Source organism: Pseudomonas sp. UYIF39, assembly GCF_029963765.1.
In the GTDB taxonomy this organism is placed as follows: domain Bacteria; phylum Pseudomonadota; class Gammaproteobacteria; order Pseudomonadales; family Pseudomonadaceae; genus Aquipseudomonas.
On the sequence record NZ_JALBYU010000001.1, the window covers coordinates 55,790 to 73,700 of the forward strand.

15 protein-coding genes are annotated in these 17,911 nt (G+C 60.0%); 11 read left to right on the top strand and 4 right to left on the bottom strand.

Annotated elements, in window-relative coordinates; genetic code table 11:
* Positions 1-3: 3 nt before the first annotated feature.
* Entirely contained in the window at positions 4-1,398 is a 1,395-nt protein-coding gene (locus MO767_RS00260) for a HAMP domain-containing sensor histidine kinase (protein WP_282478896.1), read from the bottom strand.
* On the bottom strand, positions 1,376-2,059 hold the full coding sequence (locus MO767_RS00265; protein ID WP_282478897.1) for a response regulator transcription factor: 684 nt from the start codon (positions 2,057-2,059) through the stop codon (positions 1,376-1,378). The genes MO767_RS00260 and MO767_RS00265 overlap by 23 nt, the downstream gene beginning before the upstream one ends.
* A 279-nt stretch (positions 2,060-2,338) precedes the next feature.
* Between MO767_RS00265 and MO767_RS00270 the strand changes: the two genes are divergently transcribed.
* Positions 2,339-3,265, top strand: coding sequence for a hypothetical protein (locus tag MO767_RS00270; RefSeq protein WP_282478898.1), 927 nt, complete (start codon positions 2,339-2,341; stop codon positions 3,263-3,265).
* Between the two features lie 176 nt (positions 3,266-3,441).
* Here MO767_RS00270 and MO767_RS00275 read toward each other — a convergent pair whose 3' ends face one another.
* Both MO767_RS00275 and MO767_RS00280 read right to left on the bottom strand, forming a co-directional pair.
* Complete coding sequence (locus MO767_RS00275; protein WP_282478899.1) at positions 3,442-4,053, bottom strand: glutathione S-transferase; 612 nt, start codon at positions 4,051-4,053, stop codon at positions 3,442-3,444.
* A gap of 76 nt (positions 4,054-4,129) precedes the next feature.
* The gene (locus MO767_RS00280; RefSeq protein ID WP_282478900.1) at positions 4,130-5,050 is read right to left on the bottom strand and encodes a MurR/RpiR family transcriptional regulator; all 921 of its coding nucleotides are present in this window, start codon (positions 5,048-5,050) and stop codon (positions 4,130-4,132) included.
* Between the two features lie 311 nt (positions 5,051-5,361).
* On the opposite strand from MO767_RS00280, the gene iolC reads away from it, so the two are divergent.
* From iolC to MO767_RS00330, 10 genes are all read left to right on the top strand, one after another.
* Positions 5,362-7,299: a 5-dehydro-2-deoxygluconokinase gene (gene iolC / locus MO767_RS00285; RefSeq protein WP_282478901.1), complete on the top strand. Its 1,938-nt coding sequence runs from the start codon at positions 5,362-5,364 to the stop codon at positions 7,297-7,299.
* 157 nt (positions 7,300-7,456) lie between these two features.
* Positions 7,457-8,350, top strand: coding sequence for a myo-inosose-2 dehydratase (iolE, locus tag MO767_RS00290; protein ID WP_282478902.1), 894 nt, complete (start codon positions 7,457-7,459; stop codon positions 8,348-8,350).
* Positions 8,347-9,156, top strand: coding sequence for a 5-deoxy-glucuronate isomerase (gene iolB / locus MO767_RS00295; protein ID WP_282478903.1), 810 nt, complete (start codon positions 8,347-8,349; stop codon positions 9,154-9,156). The genes iolE and iolB overlap by 4 nt, the downstream gene beginning before the upstream one ends.
* A gap of 44 nt (positions 9,157-9,200) precedes the next feature.
* Positions 9,201-10,703: a CoA-acylating methylmalonate-semialdehyde dehydrogenase gene (locus tag MO767_RS00300; protein ID WP_282478904.1), complete on the top strand. Its 1,503-nt coding sequence runs from the start codon at positions 9,201-9,203 to the stop codon at positions 10,701-10,703.
* A 25-nt stretch (positions 10,704-10,728) separates the two neighbouring features.
* Positions 10,729-11,550: a TIM barrel protein gene (locus MO767_RS00305; RefSeq protein WP_282478905.1), complete on the top strand. Its 822-nt coding sequence runs from the start codon at positions 10,729-10,731 to the stop codon at positions 11,548-11,550.
* A 161-nt stretch (positions 11,551-11,711) separates the two neighbouring features.
* Positions 11,712-13,643 (top strand): 3D-(3,5/4)-trihydroxycyclohexane-1,2-dione acylhydrolase (decyclizing), encoded by a 1,932-nt coding sequence (gene iolD / locus MO767_RS00310; protein ID WP_282478906.1) that lies wholly within the window; start codon positions 11,712-11,714, stop codon positions 13,641-13,643.
* Positions 13,644-13,682: 39 nt separating this feature from the next.
* Entirely contained in the window at positions 13,683-14,693 is a 1,011-nt protein-coding gene (locus MO767_RS00315; protein ID WP_282478907.1) for a Gfo/Idh/MocA family oxidoreductase, read from the top strand.
* A gap of 144 nt (positions 14,694-14,837) precedes the next feature.
* Complete coding sequence (locus MO767_RS00320; protein ID WP_282478908.1) at positions 14,838-15,698, top strand: sugar phosphate isomerase/epimerase; 861 nt, start codon at positions 14,838-14,840, stop codon at positions 15,696-15,698.
* Between the two features lie 36 nt (positions 15,699-15,734).
* Positions 15,735-16,787 carry a Gfo/Idh/MocA family oxidoreductase gene (locus MO767_RS00325; RefSeq protein WP_282478909.1) on the top strand — a complete coding sequence of 351 codons (1,053 nt, stop codon included), beginning with the start codon at positions 15,735-15,737 and terminating at the stop codon, positions 16,785-16,787.
* Positions 16,788-16,943: 156 nt separating this feature from the next.
* Positions 16,944-17,870: a sugar ABC transporter substrate-binding protein gene (locus tag MO767_RS00330; RefSeq protein ID WP_282478910.1), complete on the top strand. Its 927-nt coding sequence runs from the start codon at positions 16,944-16,946 to the stop codon at positions 17,868-17,870.
* The last annotated feature ends 41 nt before the right edge of the window (positions 17,871-17,911 follow it).

The following is a 17,911-nucleotide window of genomic DNA, read 5'->3' on the forward strand; positions in this document are numbered from 1 at the left end:
GCGTCAGGTCTGGGGAATCAAGCTTTGCTGGCAATCCAGCACCAACCGCGCACCGCCGAGTTCACTAGTACCGACTTTAAGCGCAAACCCATGCAAGCTCGCAATCGCCGCAACGATCGACAGCCCCAGCCCGAACCCGCTTTTCTGGTTGCCGCCATCGGCACGATAGAAACGCTGGAACACCGCCTCTCGCTCTGCCTCCGCAATACCAGGCCCGGAATCGAGCACTTCGATCCGCGTACGCCCACCCTCATTGACCCCCCGCAAAATCACCTCGCCACCCGGCGGCGTAAATTTGATCGAGTTGCTCAGCAGGTTCGCCACCGCTTCGAATAGCAACGCGCGGTCGCCATTCAGTGGCGGCAAGACGTCAGGCAGTTGCAGCTTGAAAACCAGTTCGCCTTCTTCCGCCAACGGCAGATAAAAGTCATGCAGTTCTTGCAACAACGGCACCGGATCCAGCTGCACAAAACCCGAACGCCGCTGACGATCTTCCAGCTCGGAAATCCGCAGCAACCCTCGAAAGCGCGCCATCAAGGTGTCCGCTTCACCGAGCACTGAGTCCAGTTGCACCGCCAGCGTCGAACCCTCATCAGCCTGTTGCTGAATCCGGTACAGCTGCGCCCGCAGGCGCGTCAGCGGTGTGCGCAGGTCGTGGGCGATGTTGTCGCAGACGCCCTTGACCTCGTTCATCAAGTGTTCGATACGTTCGAGCATGGCGTTGACGATGGCGGCGAGCATGTCCAGCTCATCGCGGCGATTGGACAGTGGCAGACGCCGGGTCAGGTCACCGGCGACGATGGCCTCGGCGCTGGCCTGAATCCCGCGTATTCGCCGCAGAGGCCGGCGACGCAACAGGTGCCAACCGGCGATACCCGGCAGGATCGTCAGGGTCACGCCCCAGAACAACGCGTGCAGGATGATTCGAGTGACGGCGAACAACGAACCGTTGTCCCGCACCAGGATCAGCCAGCGGCCGTCCTTGGTCTGGGTCGCCACCGCGTCGCAGCTGTCGGCGGGCAGGGTGGGGTCGTCGGAGTCGGCGCAGTCGCTGAGCATGTGAATCTTGCCGTCCAGCGGCAGCCCATCCGGAATCTGACGCAGAGCGCCGTTGAGGTAGCGATGCTGGTTATCGAACAGGCCATAGGCGTCGATACCGCGAATATCGAAGGTCATGCTGACGGCGAGGGCGTCCACCAGTTGGTCACCCGAAAAGCGTGAAAACAGATGCTGACGTTGCATCAGCGAGTGTTTGGCCAGGTTGTCCAGATACGCGGAAACATCGTAGTACATGACCCCCATGAGAATCCCGCTCCAGATCACGAACAGCGAACTGTAGAGCGCCAGCAAACGGCTGCTGGATGAACGCCAGCCGTTAGAGGGGTTCGGCAATGACATAACCCGAGCCTCGCACGGTCCGAATCAGTGGGGCATTGCCTGGCGGGTCGATTTTCTTGCGCAGCCGGCCGATGTGCACATCGATCAGGTTGGTGCCGGGGTCGAAGTGGTAACCCCAGACCTCTTCGAAAATCATCATCCGCGACAGAATCTGCCCGGTGTTGCGCATCAGGAATTCCAGCAACTTGTACTCGGTGGGCAACAGCGTCAGCAGCTGACCTTCGCGGCTGGCTTCATGACTGATCAGGTTCAGCTCCAGATCCGCCACCCGCAACGTGGTGGCCTTGGCGGTCACGGTGTTCTGGCGGCGCAGCAGGACTTCGACCCGGGCAGCCATTTCATCGGTGGCGAACGGTTTGGTCAGGTAATCGTCACCGCCCGCGCGCAAGCCGCGCACACGCTCATCGACGTCGGAAAGGGCACTGATCATCAGGATTGGCGTGGCCACTCCCATGGTCCGCAGCGTGGTGACAATCGCCAGACCATCGAGCTCGGGCAGCATGCGGTCGAGGGTGATCAGGTCGTAGTTGCCGCTGACGGCGCGCGCAAGGCCTTCGCGGCCGTTGTCGACCCAGTCCACGTCGAGGCCGTGGCTGCTCAGTTCGGCGACGATTTCCCGGGCGGTCACGGCGTCGTCTTCGATGGTCAAGATGCGGGTCATAGGGCGGGCCTGATTAGGAGTACTCAACGTTGAGCGGCAGTTTGCCAAGAAATGGGTGCAGGCTTTCTAAATAAAACTTCATGCAGGTACCTTTTTAGTCAATGCATAAAACCCGCTCCTACATACCGCTTCCTTGCAAATTGCATGGCCATTGGAAGTTCAAACTTTCTAAATCACTGAAATTCAAAGATTTATTAAAAGTCAGCGACTGGCACGGTGACTGCAATTCCTCGGTTGAAGAGTTGTAACACCATCTTTCCTGCCTGGAGCGATATAACAATGAATAGATCCTCTGATGGTTTCTATCCCGCCGCAGAAGAAGCGAGCACGCTCTCTGGCGTGTCCTGGGGGGCGATCTTCGCGGGGGCCGCTGCAGCGGCGGCGTTGTCGCTGATCCTCGTGCTGCTCGGCTTTGGCCTCGGCTTTTCGGCGGTGTCGCCGTGGGCCAATGAAGGGGTGAGCGCCAAGGGCCTGGGCATTTCAACGATTGTCTGGCTGGCGGCGACGCAAATCGTGGCTTCCGGGCTTGGCGGTTACATCGCCGGTCGGCTGCGGGTGAAGTGGGCGAACATGCACGGTGATGAGGTTTACTTCCGTGACACCGCCCATGGCTTTCTAGCCTGGTGCGTGGCGACACTGGTGACGGCGACGCTGGTGGTCGGCTCAGTCAGCAGCATTGTCAGCGGTGGCGTGCAAGCCGGGGCGAGCGTGGTTGGCGGCGCCGCGAGTACCGTGGCTCAAGCTGCCGGCACCACTGACAGTGACCAGTACGGTTACTTCGTCGACAGCCTGTTCCGCGATGATCGCCCGGCGGCGATCAGTGATGACGCCGTTCATGGCACCGTGACGCGCATCTTTGTGCGCAGCCTGAGCAACAACGGTCAACTGGCTGCCGAAGACCGCACCTACCTGGCGCAACTGGTCGCCCAACGGACCAACCTCACTCAAGCGGACGCGGAGCGTCGCGTTGATGAAGTGTATGCCCGCACGCAAAAAGCCGTGGCCGACGCCAAACTCGCCGCCCAACAAGCCGCCGACACCGCCGCCAAAATCGCTGCCTGGACTTCGCTGTGGATGTTCGTTGCGCTGCTGATCGGTGCGTTTTTCGCCAGCCTCGCTGCAACCTTTGGCGGCCGTCGTCGGGATGCCGTGGTGTATCTGGAATCCGACGCTTATGTGACCACCACTTCACTGCCTGTTCGCTAACCCAGGAGAACTACCATGCGCTCATTACTGCTGTTCTTTCTCGGCGTACCGATCCCGATCATCATCCTGATCGCCCTGTTCATGCACTGACTTACGCTGGGGCACATGCCTCTGCCGCTTCTGCCTCGGGTAGAAGCGGCGTTTTGCGTTTTGAGGGGCGGAGCAAAGTCAAAAGCTCATTCAATCGGTGTACTGACGAAATCCTCAAGCCCCTCGGCATACTCGGTAAACGCACTAATCTGTGGAAACCGATTCACATCCACCTGATCCGGCACCACCAGATTGGTGAAACTCCACGCCACCGCCAACGTAATCCCGTCTTGAGCAATCGTCCCGTCAGTCTTCAGCGGCTGCATTTCCAGCTCCCGCTCCAGCGCCGAATAGGCTGCCGCCAGTTGCCCTTCGACCCGCTCCACCCACGGTTCAAACTGAATCTCCGCTGGCCGCAGGTTGCGTTCGTAGTAGAGCTGCACGGACTTTTCGCACGCCGCCAGCCCCAGGCCGATCAGGCGCAACGAGCGCAAGCGCTGCTTCAGGTCACTGGGCATCAGGCTGTTGCCAGGACCGGCCAAGGCTTCGAGGTAGTCGAGGATCAACGTCGAGTCGATCAACACCTCGCCGTCGTCCAGCACCAGGGTGGGCGCCTTGACCACCGGGTTGATCTGCTGGAACTGCTCGAAATGCCGAAACACCGAAACCGACTGGTGTTCCAGTGGAATGCCAAGGCGTTTGGCGGAGATGGCGACGCGCCGCACATAGGGTGAATCCAGCATGCCGATCAGCTTCATTGAACCGCTCCTTCAGATGTCCATTTCGGGATGGACAACCTTAGTCTAGCTTCAGCGAGCTGCAAACGGCGTGCTGCTAATCCTCGAAGCCGACCTGTTCGTGAATCTCATCGACCTTCAACTCCAGCCGATACGCCACGGCAATAAACAACGCCTGGCACAGGCACAGCGTCGCACTCAACGAACGGAACGCAAACGAACTGCCTTCGTTGACCAGCAGCACGGTGTTGGCGCGTTTGGCCAGGGGCGAGAGGTTGCTGTCGGTGATGATCAGGGTTTTGGCCTGATGGTGCTGGGCAATTCGCAGGCAGTGCTGGGTTTCCTTGCCGTAGGGCGTGAAGCTGATAGCGATCACCAGGTCATTGGCGCGCACGCTGCGCATCTGCTCGCGGTAGCTGCCGCCGAGCCCCGAAACCAGATGGATGCGCTTGTTGGTGTGTTGCAGGTTGTAGACCAGGTAGTCGGCCACCGCGAACGAACGGCGCACCCCGACCACGTAGATATTGTCGGCATTCACCACCAGGTCGACAGCTTTGTCGAAGGCTTGGTCATCGAGTTCCAGCCCCAGCCGTTCGATGCCCGACAGGGTCGCATTGATGCACTCGCGCGCCAGGTCGCCGCCGCTGGCCTTCTGCGACTTGTTGGCGATCATGCTGCGAATTCGCTGCTGGTAGTTCTGCACCGGCGTGGTCTTGTGGGTATAGGCCTCGCGGAACAGCGCCTGCATTTCGCTGAAGCCACTGAACCCGAAGCGCTGGGAAAACCGCACGATCGCCGACGGGTGCACTTCGCACTCGCGGGCGATGTCGCTGATGCGGTCGACCATGATCCGGTCGCTCTGCTGGCTCATGTAACTGGCGATGCGTTTGAGCTGGCGCGGCAGGCTTTCGTATTCGTCGGTGATCAGTTGCAGCAGACGCTCGGCATTGATCGGGGGGCTGGCGAGATCGCTGTCGGGCGTGCTCTCGGTCGTCGCCGGCTGATCGGTGCGGGTCATAAGGAATCCTTCTGGCTTGTTCTTATAGGGACGACAGAGAGCGTCATCCCCTGACAATAGGTTGGCTGTGCGCAGTCTACAGGGTAGGCCGGAATAAAATCTTGAGCTTGCGGTCAGTGCGAGGTGTGCTGAAACGATGCACTGCCACTGGAACGCTTGTACCGAAGCTTATTGGAAAAAATATTCCACGTAAAAAATATTTAGAATAATTATTGATTGTTCGGTCCCGGACGTTTTAGTCTGCATCCACCAAGCGTGTTCGGCGCGACCATTGCCCCGAACGCAGGCTGATAAAAATAACAGGAGCCAACATGGGCCAGACTCGTTTTGCCAGTGGGCGTCAATTGGATCTGATTTGCCTGGGGCGCCTTGGCGTCGACCTCTATGCGCAGCAAGTCGGGGCGCGGTTGGAAGATGTTTCAAGCTTCGCCAAATACCTCGGCGGGTCGTCCGCCAACATCGCTTTCGGCACGGCTCGGCTGGGCCTGAAATCGGCGATGCTGAGCCGGGTAGGGGACGACCATATGGGCCGCTTCCTGGTCGAATCCCTGGCCCGCGAAGGTTGCGACGTCAGCGGCGTCAAGGTCGATCCGGAACGCCTGACCGCCATGGTCCTGCTCGGGCTCAAGGATCGCGAAACCTTTCCTTTGGTCTTCTACCGCGAAAACTGCGCCGACATGGCACTGCGGGCCGAAGACATCAGTGAAGCCTTCATTGCCTCCAGCAAAGCCTTGCTGATCACCGGCACCCATTTCTCCACCGACGGCGTCTACAAGGCGAGCATCCAAGCGCTGGATTACGCCGAGAAGCACAACGTCAAACGGGTGCTGGACATCGATTATCGCCCGGTACTCTGGGGCCTGGCCGGCAAGGCCGACGGCGAAACCCGTTTCGTCGCCGACCAGAACGTCAGCCAGCATGTGCAGAAAATCCTCCCGCGTTTCGACCTGATCGTCGGCACTGAGGAAGAGTTTTTGATTGCCGGCGGCTCCGAGGACTTGCTCACCGCGCTGCGCAATGTGCGGCGCCTGAGCGCAGCGACCCTGGTGGTCAAGCTCGGCCCGCAGGGCTGCACGGTGATTCACGGGGTGATCCCGGCACGTCTTGAAGACGGTGCCATTTATCCCGGCGTTCGGGTGGAAGTGTTGAATGTGCTGGGGGCTGGTGATGCCTTCATGTCGGGCTTCCTCGCCGGTTGGCTGGAGGATGCGAGCGACGAGCGCTGCTGCCAGTTGGCCAATGCCTGTGGCGGCCTGGTGGTGTCGCGCCATGCCTGCGCCCCGGCCATGCCGACCCGCGCCGAACTCGACTATCTGTTTAACAGCCCGGTGCCGATTACCCGGCCGGATCAGGACGCGGTGTTGCAGCGTTTGCATCAGGTCAGCGTGCCGCGCAAACAGTGGAAGCAACTGTTCATTTTTGCTTTCGACCATCGCGGGCAACTGGTGGAGCTGGCGCACAAGGGCGGTCGCGAGCTGAACGCCATCGGCGAACTCAAGCAACTGTTTATCAAGGCTGTGGAACGAGTCGAAGCCGATTTGCGCAAGCAAGGCATCGAGGCCGATGTCGGGCTGCTGGCCGATCAACGCTTCGGCCAGGACTCGCTGAACGTCGCCACCGGTCGTGGCTGGTGGGTGGCGCGTCCGGTGGAAGTGCAAGGTTCGCGGCCATTGGCCTTCGAACATGGGCGCTCCATCGGCAGCAACCTGATCGCCTGGCCGCAGGAACAAATCATCAAGTGCCTGGTGCAATTCCATCCCGACGACGAGCCGCTGCTGCGACTGGAACAGGAAGCGCAGATCAAGGGTTTGTACCAGGCCTCCCAGGTCAGTGGTCATGAACTGCTGCTGGAAATCATCCCGCCCAAGGATCACCCGTCGACGCATCCGGACGTGTTGTATCGCGCCCTCAAACGCCTCTACAACCTGGGCATCTACCCGGCGTGGTGGAAGATCGAAGCGCAGAGCGCCGAGGAATGGAAACAGCTCGATGAGTTGATTCAGGAACGTGATCCGTACTGCCGAGGCGTGGTGTTGCTGGGGCTGAATGCACCGGCAGCGGCACTGGCCGAAGGGTTTCAACAGGCCAGCCAGAGCCAGACTTGCCGCGGGTTTGCAGTCGGCCGGACGATTTTTCAGGAGCCGAGCCGCGCGTGGATGGCCGGTGAAATCGACGATGAGACGCTGATCCGTCTGGTGCAGGGCACGTTTGTCGAACTGATCGATGCCTGGCGCAGTGCCCGCGCATGACGCAACACCGCAATACCTGTGGGAGCGAGCTTGCTCGCGATGACGGCGGCACATTCAACATTAATGTCGCCTGATACACCGCCATCGCGAGCAAGCTCGCTCCCACAGGGTTTTGTGTCGTTCTTACTGGTTAGGTAAAACAATAAAAGGTGCAGCCATGCCCGCTATTCGAATTGGCATCAACCCGATCTCCTGGAGCAACGACGACCTGCCGTCCCTCGGTGGCGAGACGCCGCTGAGCACCGCCCTGAGTGAAGGCAAGGAAATCGGCTACGAAGGTTTCGAACTCAATGGCAAGTTCCCCAAGGATGCCAAAGGCGTCAGTGACGTGCTGCGGCCATACGACTTGGCCCTGGTGTCCGGGTGGTATTCCAGCCGTCTGGCCCGCCGCTCGGTGGCCGAAGAAATCGACGCCATCGGCAGCCATGTCGAGCTGTTGGCGAAGAACGGCGCCAAGGTGCTGGTGTACGGTGAAGTCGCCGACTCCATTCAAGGCCAGCGCATTCCGCTGGTTGAACGCCCACGTTTCCACACCGAACACGCCTGGCAGGAATACGCCGACAAACTCACCGAACTGGCGCGCTTCACCTTGTCCCAAGGTGTGCGCCTGGCCTACCACCACCACATGGGAGCCTACGTCGAATCCCCGGCCGACATCGACAAGTTGATGGCGCTAACCGGCAGTGAAGTCGGCCTGCTGTTCGATTCGGGCCATTGCTACATGGGTGGCGGCGAGCCGTTACAGGTGCTGCGCAAACACATCGAACGCATCTGCCACGTGCATTTCAAGGACGTGCGCAAACCGGTGGTGCAACTCGCGCGCAACAACCTGTGGAGCTTCCCGGACTGCATCATCAACGGCACCTTCACCGTGCCCGGTGATGGCGACATCGACTTCGGCGCCTTGCTCGACGTGCTGCTGGCGGCCGGTTACCACGGCTGGCTGGTGGTCGAAGCCGAACAGGACCCAGCGGTGGCACCAAGTTATGTCTACGCCAAAAAAGGCTACGACACCCTGCGCGCGTTGCTCGACGAGAGGATTAAGAGATGAGCCTGCTGGTCAAAAGCAATGCCCGTGGCCGGACCATGGTTGAGCTGGGCAAAGGTGAGCTGGAATACGTCGGCTTCGCCGCTTATCGTTTGAGCCTGGGCGAGACCTTGCCGGTGTCGGCCGGTGATAAAGAACTGTGCCTGGTGCTGCTCAGCGGTCGAGTCAGCATCAAGGGTGAAGCGCCAGAGCAGGGTGCGTTCGACTGGGACAACATCGGCGATCGTCAGTCTGTATTCGAAGACAAATCACCCTTCGCCGCGTACTTGCCACCCGGCAGTCAGGCGCAAGTGGTCGCGCTCAGCGATGTGCAAATCGCCGTGTGCGCCGCCCCCGGTTCAACGAGTAACGGCCTCGGCCCACGGCTGATCAAACCCGACACCATGAAGCGCAGCGTGCGCGGCAAAGGCGCCAACACCCGTTACGTCTGCGACATTCTGCCGGACACCGAGCCGGCCCAGTCGCTGCTGGTGGTGGAAGTGCGCACGCCGTCGGGTCACTCGTCGAGCTACCCGCCGCACAAGCACGACACCGACGATTTGCCGCACCAGAGTTTTCTTGAAGAAACCTATTACCACCAGATCAACCCGCCCCAGGGCTTCGTGTTCCAGCGGGTGTACACCGACGACCGCAGCATCGATCAGGCCATGGCCGTGGAAAACAGCGACCTCGTGGTCGTGCCCAAGGGCTATCACCCGGTCAGCGTGCCGTACGGCTACGAGTCGTACTACCTGAACGTGATGGCCGGACCCAAACGCGTCTGGCAGTTCCATAACGATCCGCAGCACAGCTGGCTGCTTGATCTCTGAACTAAAAAGCCCGAATTCCAACCTCTGCACGGAGAACACGATCAATGAGCGACGCCCCGATCATCGGCCATTACATCCACGGTCAAGTGCAAGACAGCAGCAGCGAACGATTCAGTAACGTCTTCAACCCGGCCACCGGCAGCGTCCAGGCACGCGTCGGGCTGGCCAGCCAGAAGACCGTCGACGAAGCCGTCGCCTCGGCCCTGAAAGCCTTTCCGGCCTGGTCCGAACAATCGTCCCTGCGTCGTTCGCGGGTGATGTTCAAGTTCAAGGAATTGCTCGACCAACATCACGATGAACTGGCAGAAATCATCAGCCGCGAACACGGCAAGGTGTTTTCGGACGCCAAGGGCGAAGTCACCCGGGGCATCGAAATTGTCGAGTACGCCTGCGGTGCGCCGAACCTGCTGAAAACCGAATTCAGCGACAACATCGGCGGCGGCATCGATAACTGGAACCTGCGTCAGCCGCTGGGCGTGTGTGCCGGCGTGACGCCGTTCAACTTCCCGGTGATGGTGCCGCTGTGGATGATCCCGCTGGCGCTGATCACCGGTAACTGCTTCATCCTCAAGCCGTCCGAGCGCGACCCGTCCGCCAGTGTGCTGATGGCCCGTCTGTTGAGCGACGCCGGTTTGCCGGATGGTGTGTTCAACGTGGTTCAGGGCGACAAGACCGCCGTCGACGCGTTGCTGCAACACCCGGACATCGAGGCGATTTCCTTTGTCGGCTCGACGCCGATTGCCGAATACATCCACCAGCAAGGCACCGCTCTCGGCAAGCGCGTGCAAGCGCTGGGCGGGGCAAAGAACCACATGATCGTCATGCCCGACGCGGATCTGGATCAAGCGGCGGATGCCTTGATCGGCGCGGCTTACGGCTCGGCCGGCGAGCGCTGCATGGCGATTTCGATTGCCGTGGTGGTGGGCGATGTCGGCGACCAGTTGATTGCCAAACTGCTGCCGCGTATCGATCAACTGAAAGTCGGCAACGGCTTGGAGGCTGACAGCGACATGGGGCCGCTGGTGACCGCCGAGCACAAGGCCAAAGTCGAAGGGTTCATCGACGAAGGCGTGGCCCAGGGCGCGCAGCTGATTGTCGATGGCCGCCACTTCAAGGTGCCGGGCGCCGAGAACGGCTTCTTCGTCGGTGCGACCCTGTTCGATAACGTCACGACCGAGATGAGCATCTACCAGCAGGAAATTTTCGGTCCGGTGCTGGGCATCGTTCGGGTGCCGGATTTCGCCAGCGCCGTCGCGTTGATCAACGCCCACGAGTTCGGCAACGGCGTGTCCTGTTTCACCCGCGACGGCGGCATCGCCCGAGCCTTCGCCCGCACGATCAAAGTTGGCATGGTCGGCATCAACGTGCCGATTCCGGTGCCGATGGCCTGGCACTCTTTCGGCGGCTGGAAGCGCTCGCTGTTCGGCGATCACCATGCTTACGGCGAAGAAGGCATCCGCTTCTACAGCCGCTACAAAAGTGTGATGCAGCGCTGGCCCGACAGTATCGCCAAGGGCCCTGAATTCAGCATGCCGACGGCCAACTAATTCACCGGTGCGGAGAACAACAATAATGAGCAAACCCCTGCGTTTCGCCCTGAACCGTATGGTCGCCCCACGTTTGTCCCTGCCCGCGTTCATCGAGCTGGCGGTGACCCTCAAGGCCGACGCCATCGAAATTCGCAACGACCTTAAAGGCGTCGAGATCGAAGACGGCACCGCACCCGAGCGCGTCCGTGAATTGTGTGCCGCCAAAGGCATCACCGTGCTGTCGATCAACGCGCTGTATCCGTTTGATGTATGGAATGACGAGCGCCGTGCACAGGCCTTGAAGCTGGCCGCTTATGCCCGTGATTGCGGCGCTCAAGGGTTGGTCATGTGTCCGCTCAATGACCGTGCCGACCCGCGTAACGAGGCTGCACGTGCTTCAGGTTTGCGCACAGCGTTGAGTGAGCTGGCGCCGATCCTGCGCGAACACGGCATTCTCGGTTTCATCGAACCGCTGGGTTTCGAAGAGTGCTCGCTGCGCCGTAAACGCACGGCGGTAGACGCGATCAAGGCCATTGGCGGGCTGGATGTGTTCCGTCTGGTGCATGACACCTTCCACCATCACCTGGCCAGCGAACATGAGTTCTTCCCCGAGCTGACCGGGTTGGTGCACATCTCCGGTGTCGAAGATGCCGAGGCACCGTTGGCGAGCATTCGTGACGGGCATCGGGTGCTGGTGGGCGAGGGCGACATCCTGGGCAACGCGGTGCAAATCGACACCTTGCTCAGCAGCGGTTACAGCGGCTACCTGTCGTTCGAACCGTTTGCCGACAGCGTCCATGGCCTGGCGGATATCCAGCAGGCGATCGGCGCGAGCATGGATCACCTACAGAAATCCCTGGCCTGACACCGTTATCAGGCTGATGGAGATCCAATGTGGGAGCGAGCTTGCTCCGGGCGGCGTTCCGACGATGACGGCGGCACATTCAACATTGATGTCACCTGACACACCGCCATCGCGAGCAAGCTCGCTCCCACAAGGTTTCTTCGTTTATTGAAGGATCGGTTATGACCACAACAAGACTGACCATGGCCCAGGCCCTGGTGAAATTCCTCGATAACCAGTACATCGAGGTCGATGGGGTTCAAAGCAAATTCGTCGCCGGGATCTTTACCATTTTCGGCCACGGCAATGTGTTGGGCCTGGGGCAAGCCCTGGAGCAGGACAGCGGCGACCTGATCGTTCATCAAGGTCGCAACGAGCAAGGCATGGCCCACGCGGCCATCGGTTTTGCCAAGCAACACTTGCGGCGCAAGATCTACGCCTGCTCTTCATCGGTAGGGCCGGGCGCGGCGAACATGCTGACCGCCGCCGCGACGGCGACCGCCAACCGTATTCCCTTGCTGCTGTTGCCCGGCGACGTTTACGCCTGCCGCCAGCCGGACCCTGTGTTGCAACAGATCGAGCAGTTCCACGACCTGAGCATCAGCACCAACGACGCGTTCAAGGCCGTGAGCAAATACTGGGACCGCATCAACCGTCCCGAGCAACTCATGACGGCGGCGATCCACGCCATGCGTGTGCTCACCGACCCCGCCGAAACCGGCGCGGTGACCCTGGCCTTGCCACAAGATGTTCAGGCCGAGGCCTACGACTACCCTGATTACTTCCTGCAAAAACGCGTGCACCGCATCGAGCGTCGTCCGGCGACTGAAGCGATGCTGGGTGATGCGCTGGCGCTGTTCAAAGGCAAACGCAAACCGCTGATCATTTGCGGTGGCGGGGTCAGGTACTCCGGCGCCAATGCCGCCTTGCAGGCATTTGCCGAGCGCTTCGATATTCCCTTCGCCGAAACCCAAGCCGGCAAGAGTGCGGTGGTATCCAGTCACCCGCTGAACGTTGGCGGGATCGGTGAAACCGGCTGTCTGGCGGCGAATCTGTTGGCCCGGGATGCGGATCTGATCATCGGTGTCGGCACTCGCTACAGCGATTTCACCACTGCGTCGAAATCCCTGTTCCAGCACCCGGACGTGCAATTTCTCAACCTCAACATCAGCCCCTGCGATGCCCTGAAACTCGACGGCGTGCAATTGCTGGCGGACGCCAAAGTCGGCTTGCAAGCCTTGGCTGAAGCGTTGGGTGATTACCGTTCTGCGTGGGGTGATCAACCGCGTCAGGCCAAGACGCAATTGGACGAGGAAGTCGACCGCATCTATCAGGTCGAATACCAGAGCAAAGACTTCATCCCGGAAATCAACGACCACATGGACCCGGCGGTGCTGCAAGAATTCATCGAGCTGACGGGTTCCTGCCTGACCCAGAGCCGCGTGCTCGGCGTGCTCAATGAAACCCTCGCCGATGACGCCGTGATCGTCGCCGCCGCCGGCAGCCTGCCCGGCGACTTGCAGCGCAGCTGGCGCAGCAAGGGCGTGAACACCTATCACGTCGAGTATGGCTATTCCTGCATGGGCTACGAGGTCAACGCCGCGCTGGGCGTGAAACTCGCCGAGCCGGATCGCGAGGTCTATGCGCTGGTCGGCGACGGTTCTTACATGATGCTGCATTCGGAGCTGGCGACCTCGATCCAGGAGCGCCGCAAGATCAACGTCGTGCTGCTCGACAACATGACCTTCGGTTGCATCAACAACCTGCAGATGGAACACGGCATGGACAGTTTCGGCACCGAGTTCCGGTTCCGCAACCCGCAAACCGGCAAGCTCAACGGCGGTTTCGTGCCGGTGGATTTCGCCATGAGCGCGGCGGCCTATGGCTGCAAGACCTACAAGGTGAACACCGTTGAAGAGCTGCAAGCTGCATTGGCCGATGCGCTATTGCAGACGGTGTCGACGCTGATCGACATCAAGGTTCTGCCCAAAACCATGATTCACAAATACCTGTCGTGGTGGCGGGTCGGCGTGGCGCAAGTCTCCACCAGCGCCCGCACCGATGCGGTGGCCAAGACACTGAATGAACGACTGGCCAAGGCCCGTCAGTACTGATTGCCCTGAACGAACAACAACTAATCTAGGAGTCATTAAATGTCTGTGAAGCTTGGAGTCATCGGCACCGGGGCCATCGGCCAGGACCATATCCGTCGTTGCAGCAAGACCCTGCTCAATAGCCAGGTCGTTGCTGTAACAGACATCAACTTGCAGCACGCGGCGAAGGTCGTTTCCGACCTGAAGCTGACCGCCGAGGTCTATCCCGACGGCCACGCGCTGATCAAGGCGCCGGAGGTCGAAGCGATCCTCGTCACCTCCTGGGGTCCGAGCCACGAAGCGTTCGTGCTGGCGGCGATTGCGGCGGGTAAACCGGTGTTCTGCGAGAAGCCGCTGGCCGTCACCGCTGAAGGCTGCCGCAAGATCGTCGAGGCCGAAGTGGCCCACGGCAAACGCTTGGTCCAGGTCGGTTTCATGCGCCCGTATGACGAAGGCTATCGGGCGCTGAAAGCCGTGATCGACAGCGGTCAGATTGGTGAGCCATTGATGTTGCACTGCGCGCACCGCAACCCGAGCGTGGTTGAAAACTACAAGACCGACATGGCGATCACCGACACACTGATCCATGAGCTGGATGTGTTGCGCTGGTTGCTCGACGACGATTACGTGTCGGTGCAAGTGGTGTTCCCGCGCAAGAGCAGCAAGGCGCTCGCGCATCTGAAAGACCCGCAGATCGTGCTGCTGGAAACCGCCAAGGGCACGCGCATCGACGTTGAAGTGTTCGTTAACTGCCAATATGGCTACGACATCCAGTGCGAAGTGGTAGGGGAGACAGGCATCGCCAAATTGCCCGAGCCGTCGCAGGTGCAGTTGCGCAGCGGGGCGAAGTTGTCCAATGCGATTCTGATGGACTGGAAGGATCGGTTTATCGCTGCGTATGACGTTGAGTTGCAGGCATTCATCGATAGCGTGCGGGCCGGGCAGGTGGGTGGCCCGTCAGCGTGGGATGGCTTCGCCGCTGCCGTCGCCGCAGACGCGTGCATTGAAGCGCAGAACAGCGGGGCGATCGTAAAAGTCGGTCTGCCAGACCGCCCAAATTTCTACGGCTAACGATGATCCCCTGTGGGAGCGAGCTTGCTCGCGATGACGGCGGCGCATTCAACATCTATGTGACTGTCAGATCGCAATCGCGAGCAAGCTCGCTCCCACAGGGGGAGTGTTACGGCTCAGGTATTGATGAAGGAGAACAAAAACATGCGCATCGCACTAGACCCCTACATGTACCGCACTTTGTCCCTGGGCAAGATGGTCGATAAGGTCGCCGAGCTCGGTTACGAACACATCGAACTCTCGCCCCGGGAAGATTTCCTGCCGTTCTACAAAGCACCTCGCGTCGACAAGGCGCGGCTCAAGGAGTTTCGCAAAGCCCTGAGCGACACCGGCGTCAAGCTCTCTTCCCTATTACCGATGTACCACTGGGCCGCTGCTGATGAAGGCCTGCGTGTTGCCGCCGTACGCAATTGGAAACGGGCGATCCAGATTGCCGTGGAGATGGACTGCGAGCTGGTCAACACCGAGTTCACCGGCCAGTCAGACAACCCGCTGGTGTGCGAGAACCAGTTCATGCGCTCCATGGACGAGTTGATCCCGGAGTTCGAACGCGAAGGCATCAAGCTGGATATCCAGGCGCACCCTTACGACTTTTGCGAGCGCAACAATGAATCGGTGGACATCATTCGTGGCCTGGATCGTGAGTGGATCAACTACCTTTACGCGGCGCCGCACACCTTTTTCTATGACGATGGCAAAGGCGATATCGCCTCGATGCTCAAGTATGCCGGGTCGAAGCTGAGCCACCTGATCATCGCCGACACCTACAACCACAAGGCTTCTTCCGGGTTGCGCTACATCGTCAACCCGCCGGGTGTCGTCGCTACCGTGCACCAGCATCTGGACATCGGTCAGGGCGAAGTCGATTGGGAGGCGTTTTTCGGCACCCTGCGCGAGATTCGGTTCGACGGCATTGCCACGGTCTCGGTGTTTGCCTGGGAAGACCGGCCGGATGAATCCAACCGGATGATGCTCGAACGCGTCAAAAGCGAACTCTGTCGCTAAGACCCACAGGGTCCGCGACTATAAGGAGAATATTTCATGCGTATCGGACTTGCCGGTTACGGCCATGGTGGCCGGTTTTTCCATGCTCCGCTGATCAGCAGTTTGCCGGCGGCGACGTTCGTCGGTGTGGTCACCCGTTCACCGGAACGCCGACAATTGCTGGCGGCCGAGCACCCAGGGGTGCCAGCGTTCGACAGCATCGGCCAACTGGTGGAGGCCGGGATCGATGTACTGGTGGTGTCCACGCCGCTCAAGGGGCGTCCGGCGCTGGTGCTCGATGGCATCGAACACGGGGTGGCAGTGGTCAGCGACAAACCGTTCGCCGCTGATGCGCAGCAAGCCCAAACCCTGATCACCATGGCCGAGCGCCAGGGTGTGCAGCTCAGCGTCTACCAGAACCGTCGCTGGGATTCGGACTTCCTGACCGTGCGCAAACTCATCGAATCCAGTGCGTTGGGCCAGGTCACCCGTTTCGAATCGCGGATCGAGCGTTACTCACCGCAGGCGGTGAACAACGGCAGTGGCGGTGGTTTCCTGCGCGATCTCGGTAGCCATCTGGTGGATCAGGCGATGCTGTTGTTCGGCCCGGTGACTCGGGTCTACGCCGAGCTGGATTATCTGGAAAAAGGCCAGGTCTTCGATAACGGCTTCTTTATGGTCCTGACCCATGCCAGCGGCGTCACCTCCCACCTGGGCGGCAGTTGCCTGCAAAACACTCCCGGCCCGCGCTTTCGGGTGACCGGCACCCAAGGTTGTTACAGCGTCGATGGTCTGGACGGACAAGAAGCATCGGCACTCGCCGGGCTCTCGCCGAAATCCGAAGGTGAGCGCTGGGGTGTCGAAGAACATCGCCGCTGGGGCTGGTTCGAACAGGGTGAGGTGCGTGAGCGGGTTCCCTCCGAGCGCGGTTGCTGGAATCAGTTCTATTTACAGCTACAAGCCGCGTTGCAGAGCGGTGGCCCACTGCCTGTGGACGCCCGTGATGCACTGGCGACCACCCGCGTGCTAGACGCTGCGCGACTGAGCGCCGAGCGGCATCAAGTGGTGGAATTGAGCCCGTTCAAAAGCCATGGAATAAAATCAGAATAAAATTCTAAAATGAGTTGATATAGAAATTATTTTCTAATAAAGTCATTTTTAGCGACCTGCCTCGCAACCTGTTTCAACCCTTTTCCCGCTTGCCTGCTTACTGAAATCGTCACGCCTCATCCATAAAACCAACAAGAATGTGGAGAAAGACTTTTCATGAAGACCAAGACCCGCTTCGCCTCACTTGCCTTGTCCCTGATGTTCGCCAGTGGCGCGGCGCTCGCCGATATGAAGATCGGCGTCAGCATGTCCCAATTCGATGACACCTGGCTGACCTACCTGCGCGAATCCATGGACAAGAAAGCCAAGTCCTATCCCGATGGCGTGCAGCTGCAGTTCGAAGACGCCCGCAGCGACGTGGTCAAGCAGTTGAGTCAGGTCGAAAACTTCATCAGCCAGAAGGTCGATGCCATCGTGGTCAACCCGGTGGATACCGCTGCCACCCGTAAAATCACCGAAGCCGCCGTCAAGGCCGGCATCCCGCTGGTCTACGTCAACCGCCGCCCCGATGACCTGAAGCTGCCCAAAGGCGTCGTCACTGTCGCCTCCAACGATATGGAGGCCGGTGAAATGCAGATGCAATACCTGGCCGACAAAATGGGCGGCAAGGGTGACATCGTGATTCTGCTGGGCGACCTCGCGAACAACTCCACCACCAACCGCACCAAGGGCGTCAAAGACGTTCTGGCCAAATACCCGAACATCAAGATCGAGCAAGAGCAGACCGGCATCTGGTCACGGGATAAAGGCATGACCCTGGTCAACGACTGGCTGACCCAGGGCCGCAAGTTTGACGCGGTGGTGTCCAATAACGACGAAATGGCCATTGGTGCCGCGATGGCCTTGCAACAGGCCGGCGTCGACAAGGGCAGCGTACTGATCGCCGGTGTCGACGGTACGCCGGACGGCTTGAACGCAATCAAGAAAGGCAACATGACGGTGTCGGTGTTCCAGGATGCCAAGGGTCAGGCGGACGGTTCGATCGACACCGCCGTGAAAATGGCCAAGAACGAGCCGGTTGAACAGGCCGTGTGGGTGCCATACCGCTTAATCACCCCGCAAAACGTCGACACGTTCAAATAGCCCGTCGGTTCAATAAAAACAATAAGCACGCAAGGTTGCGA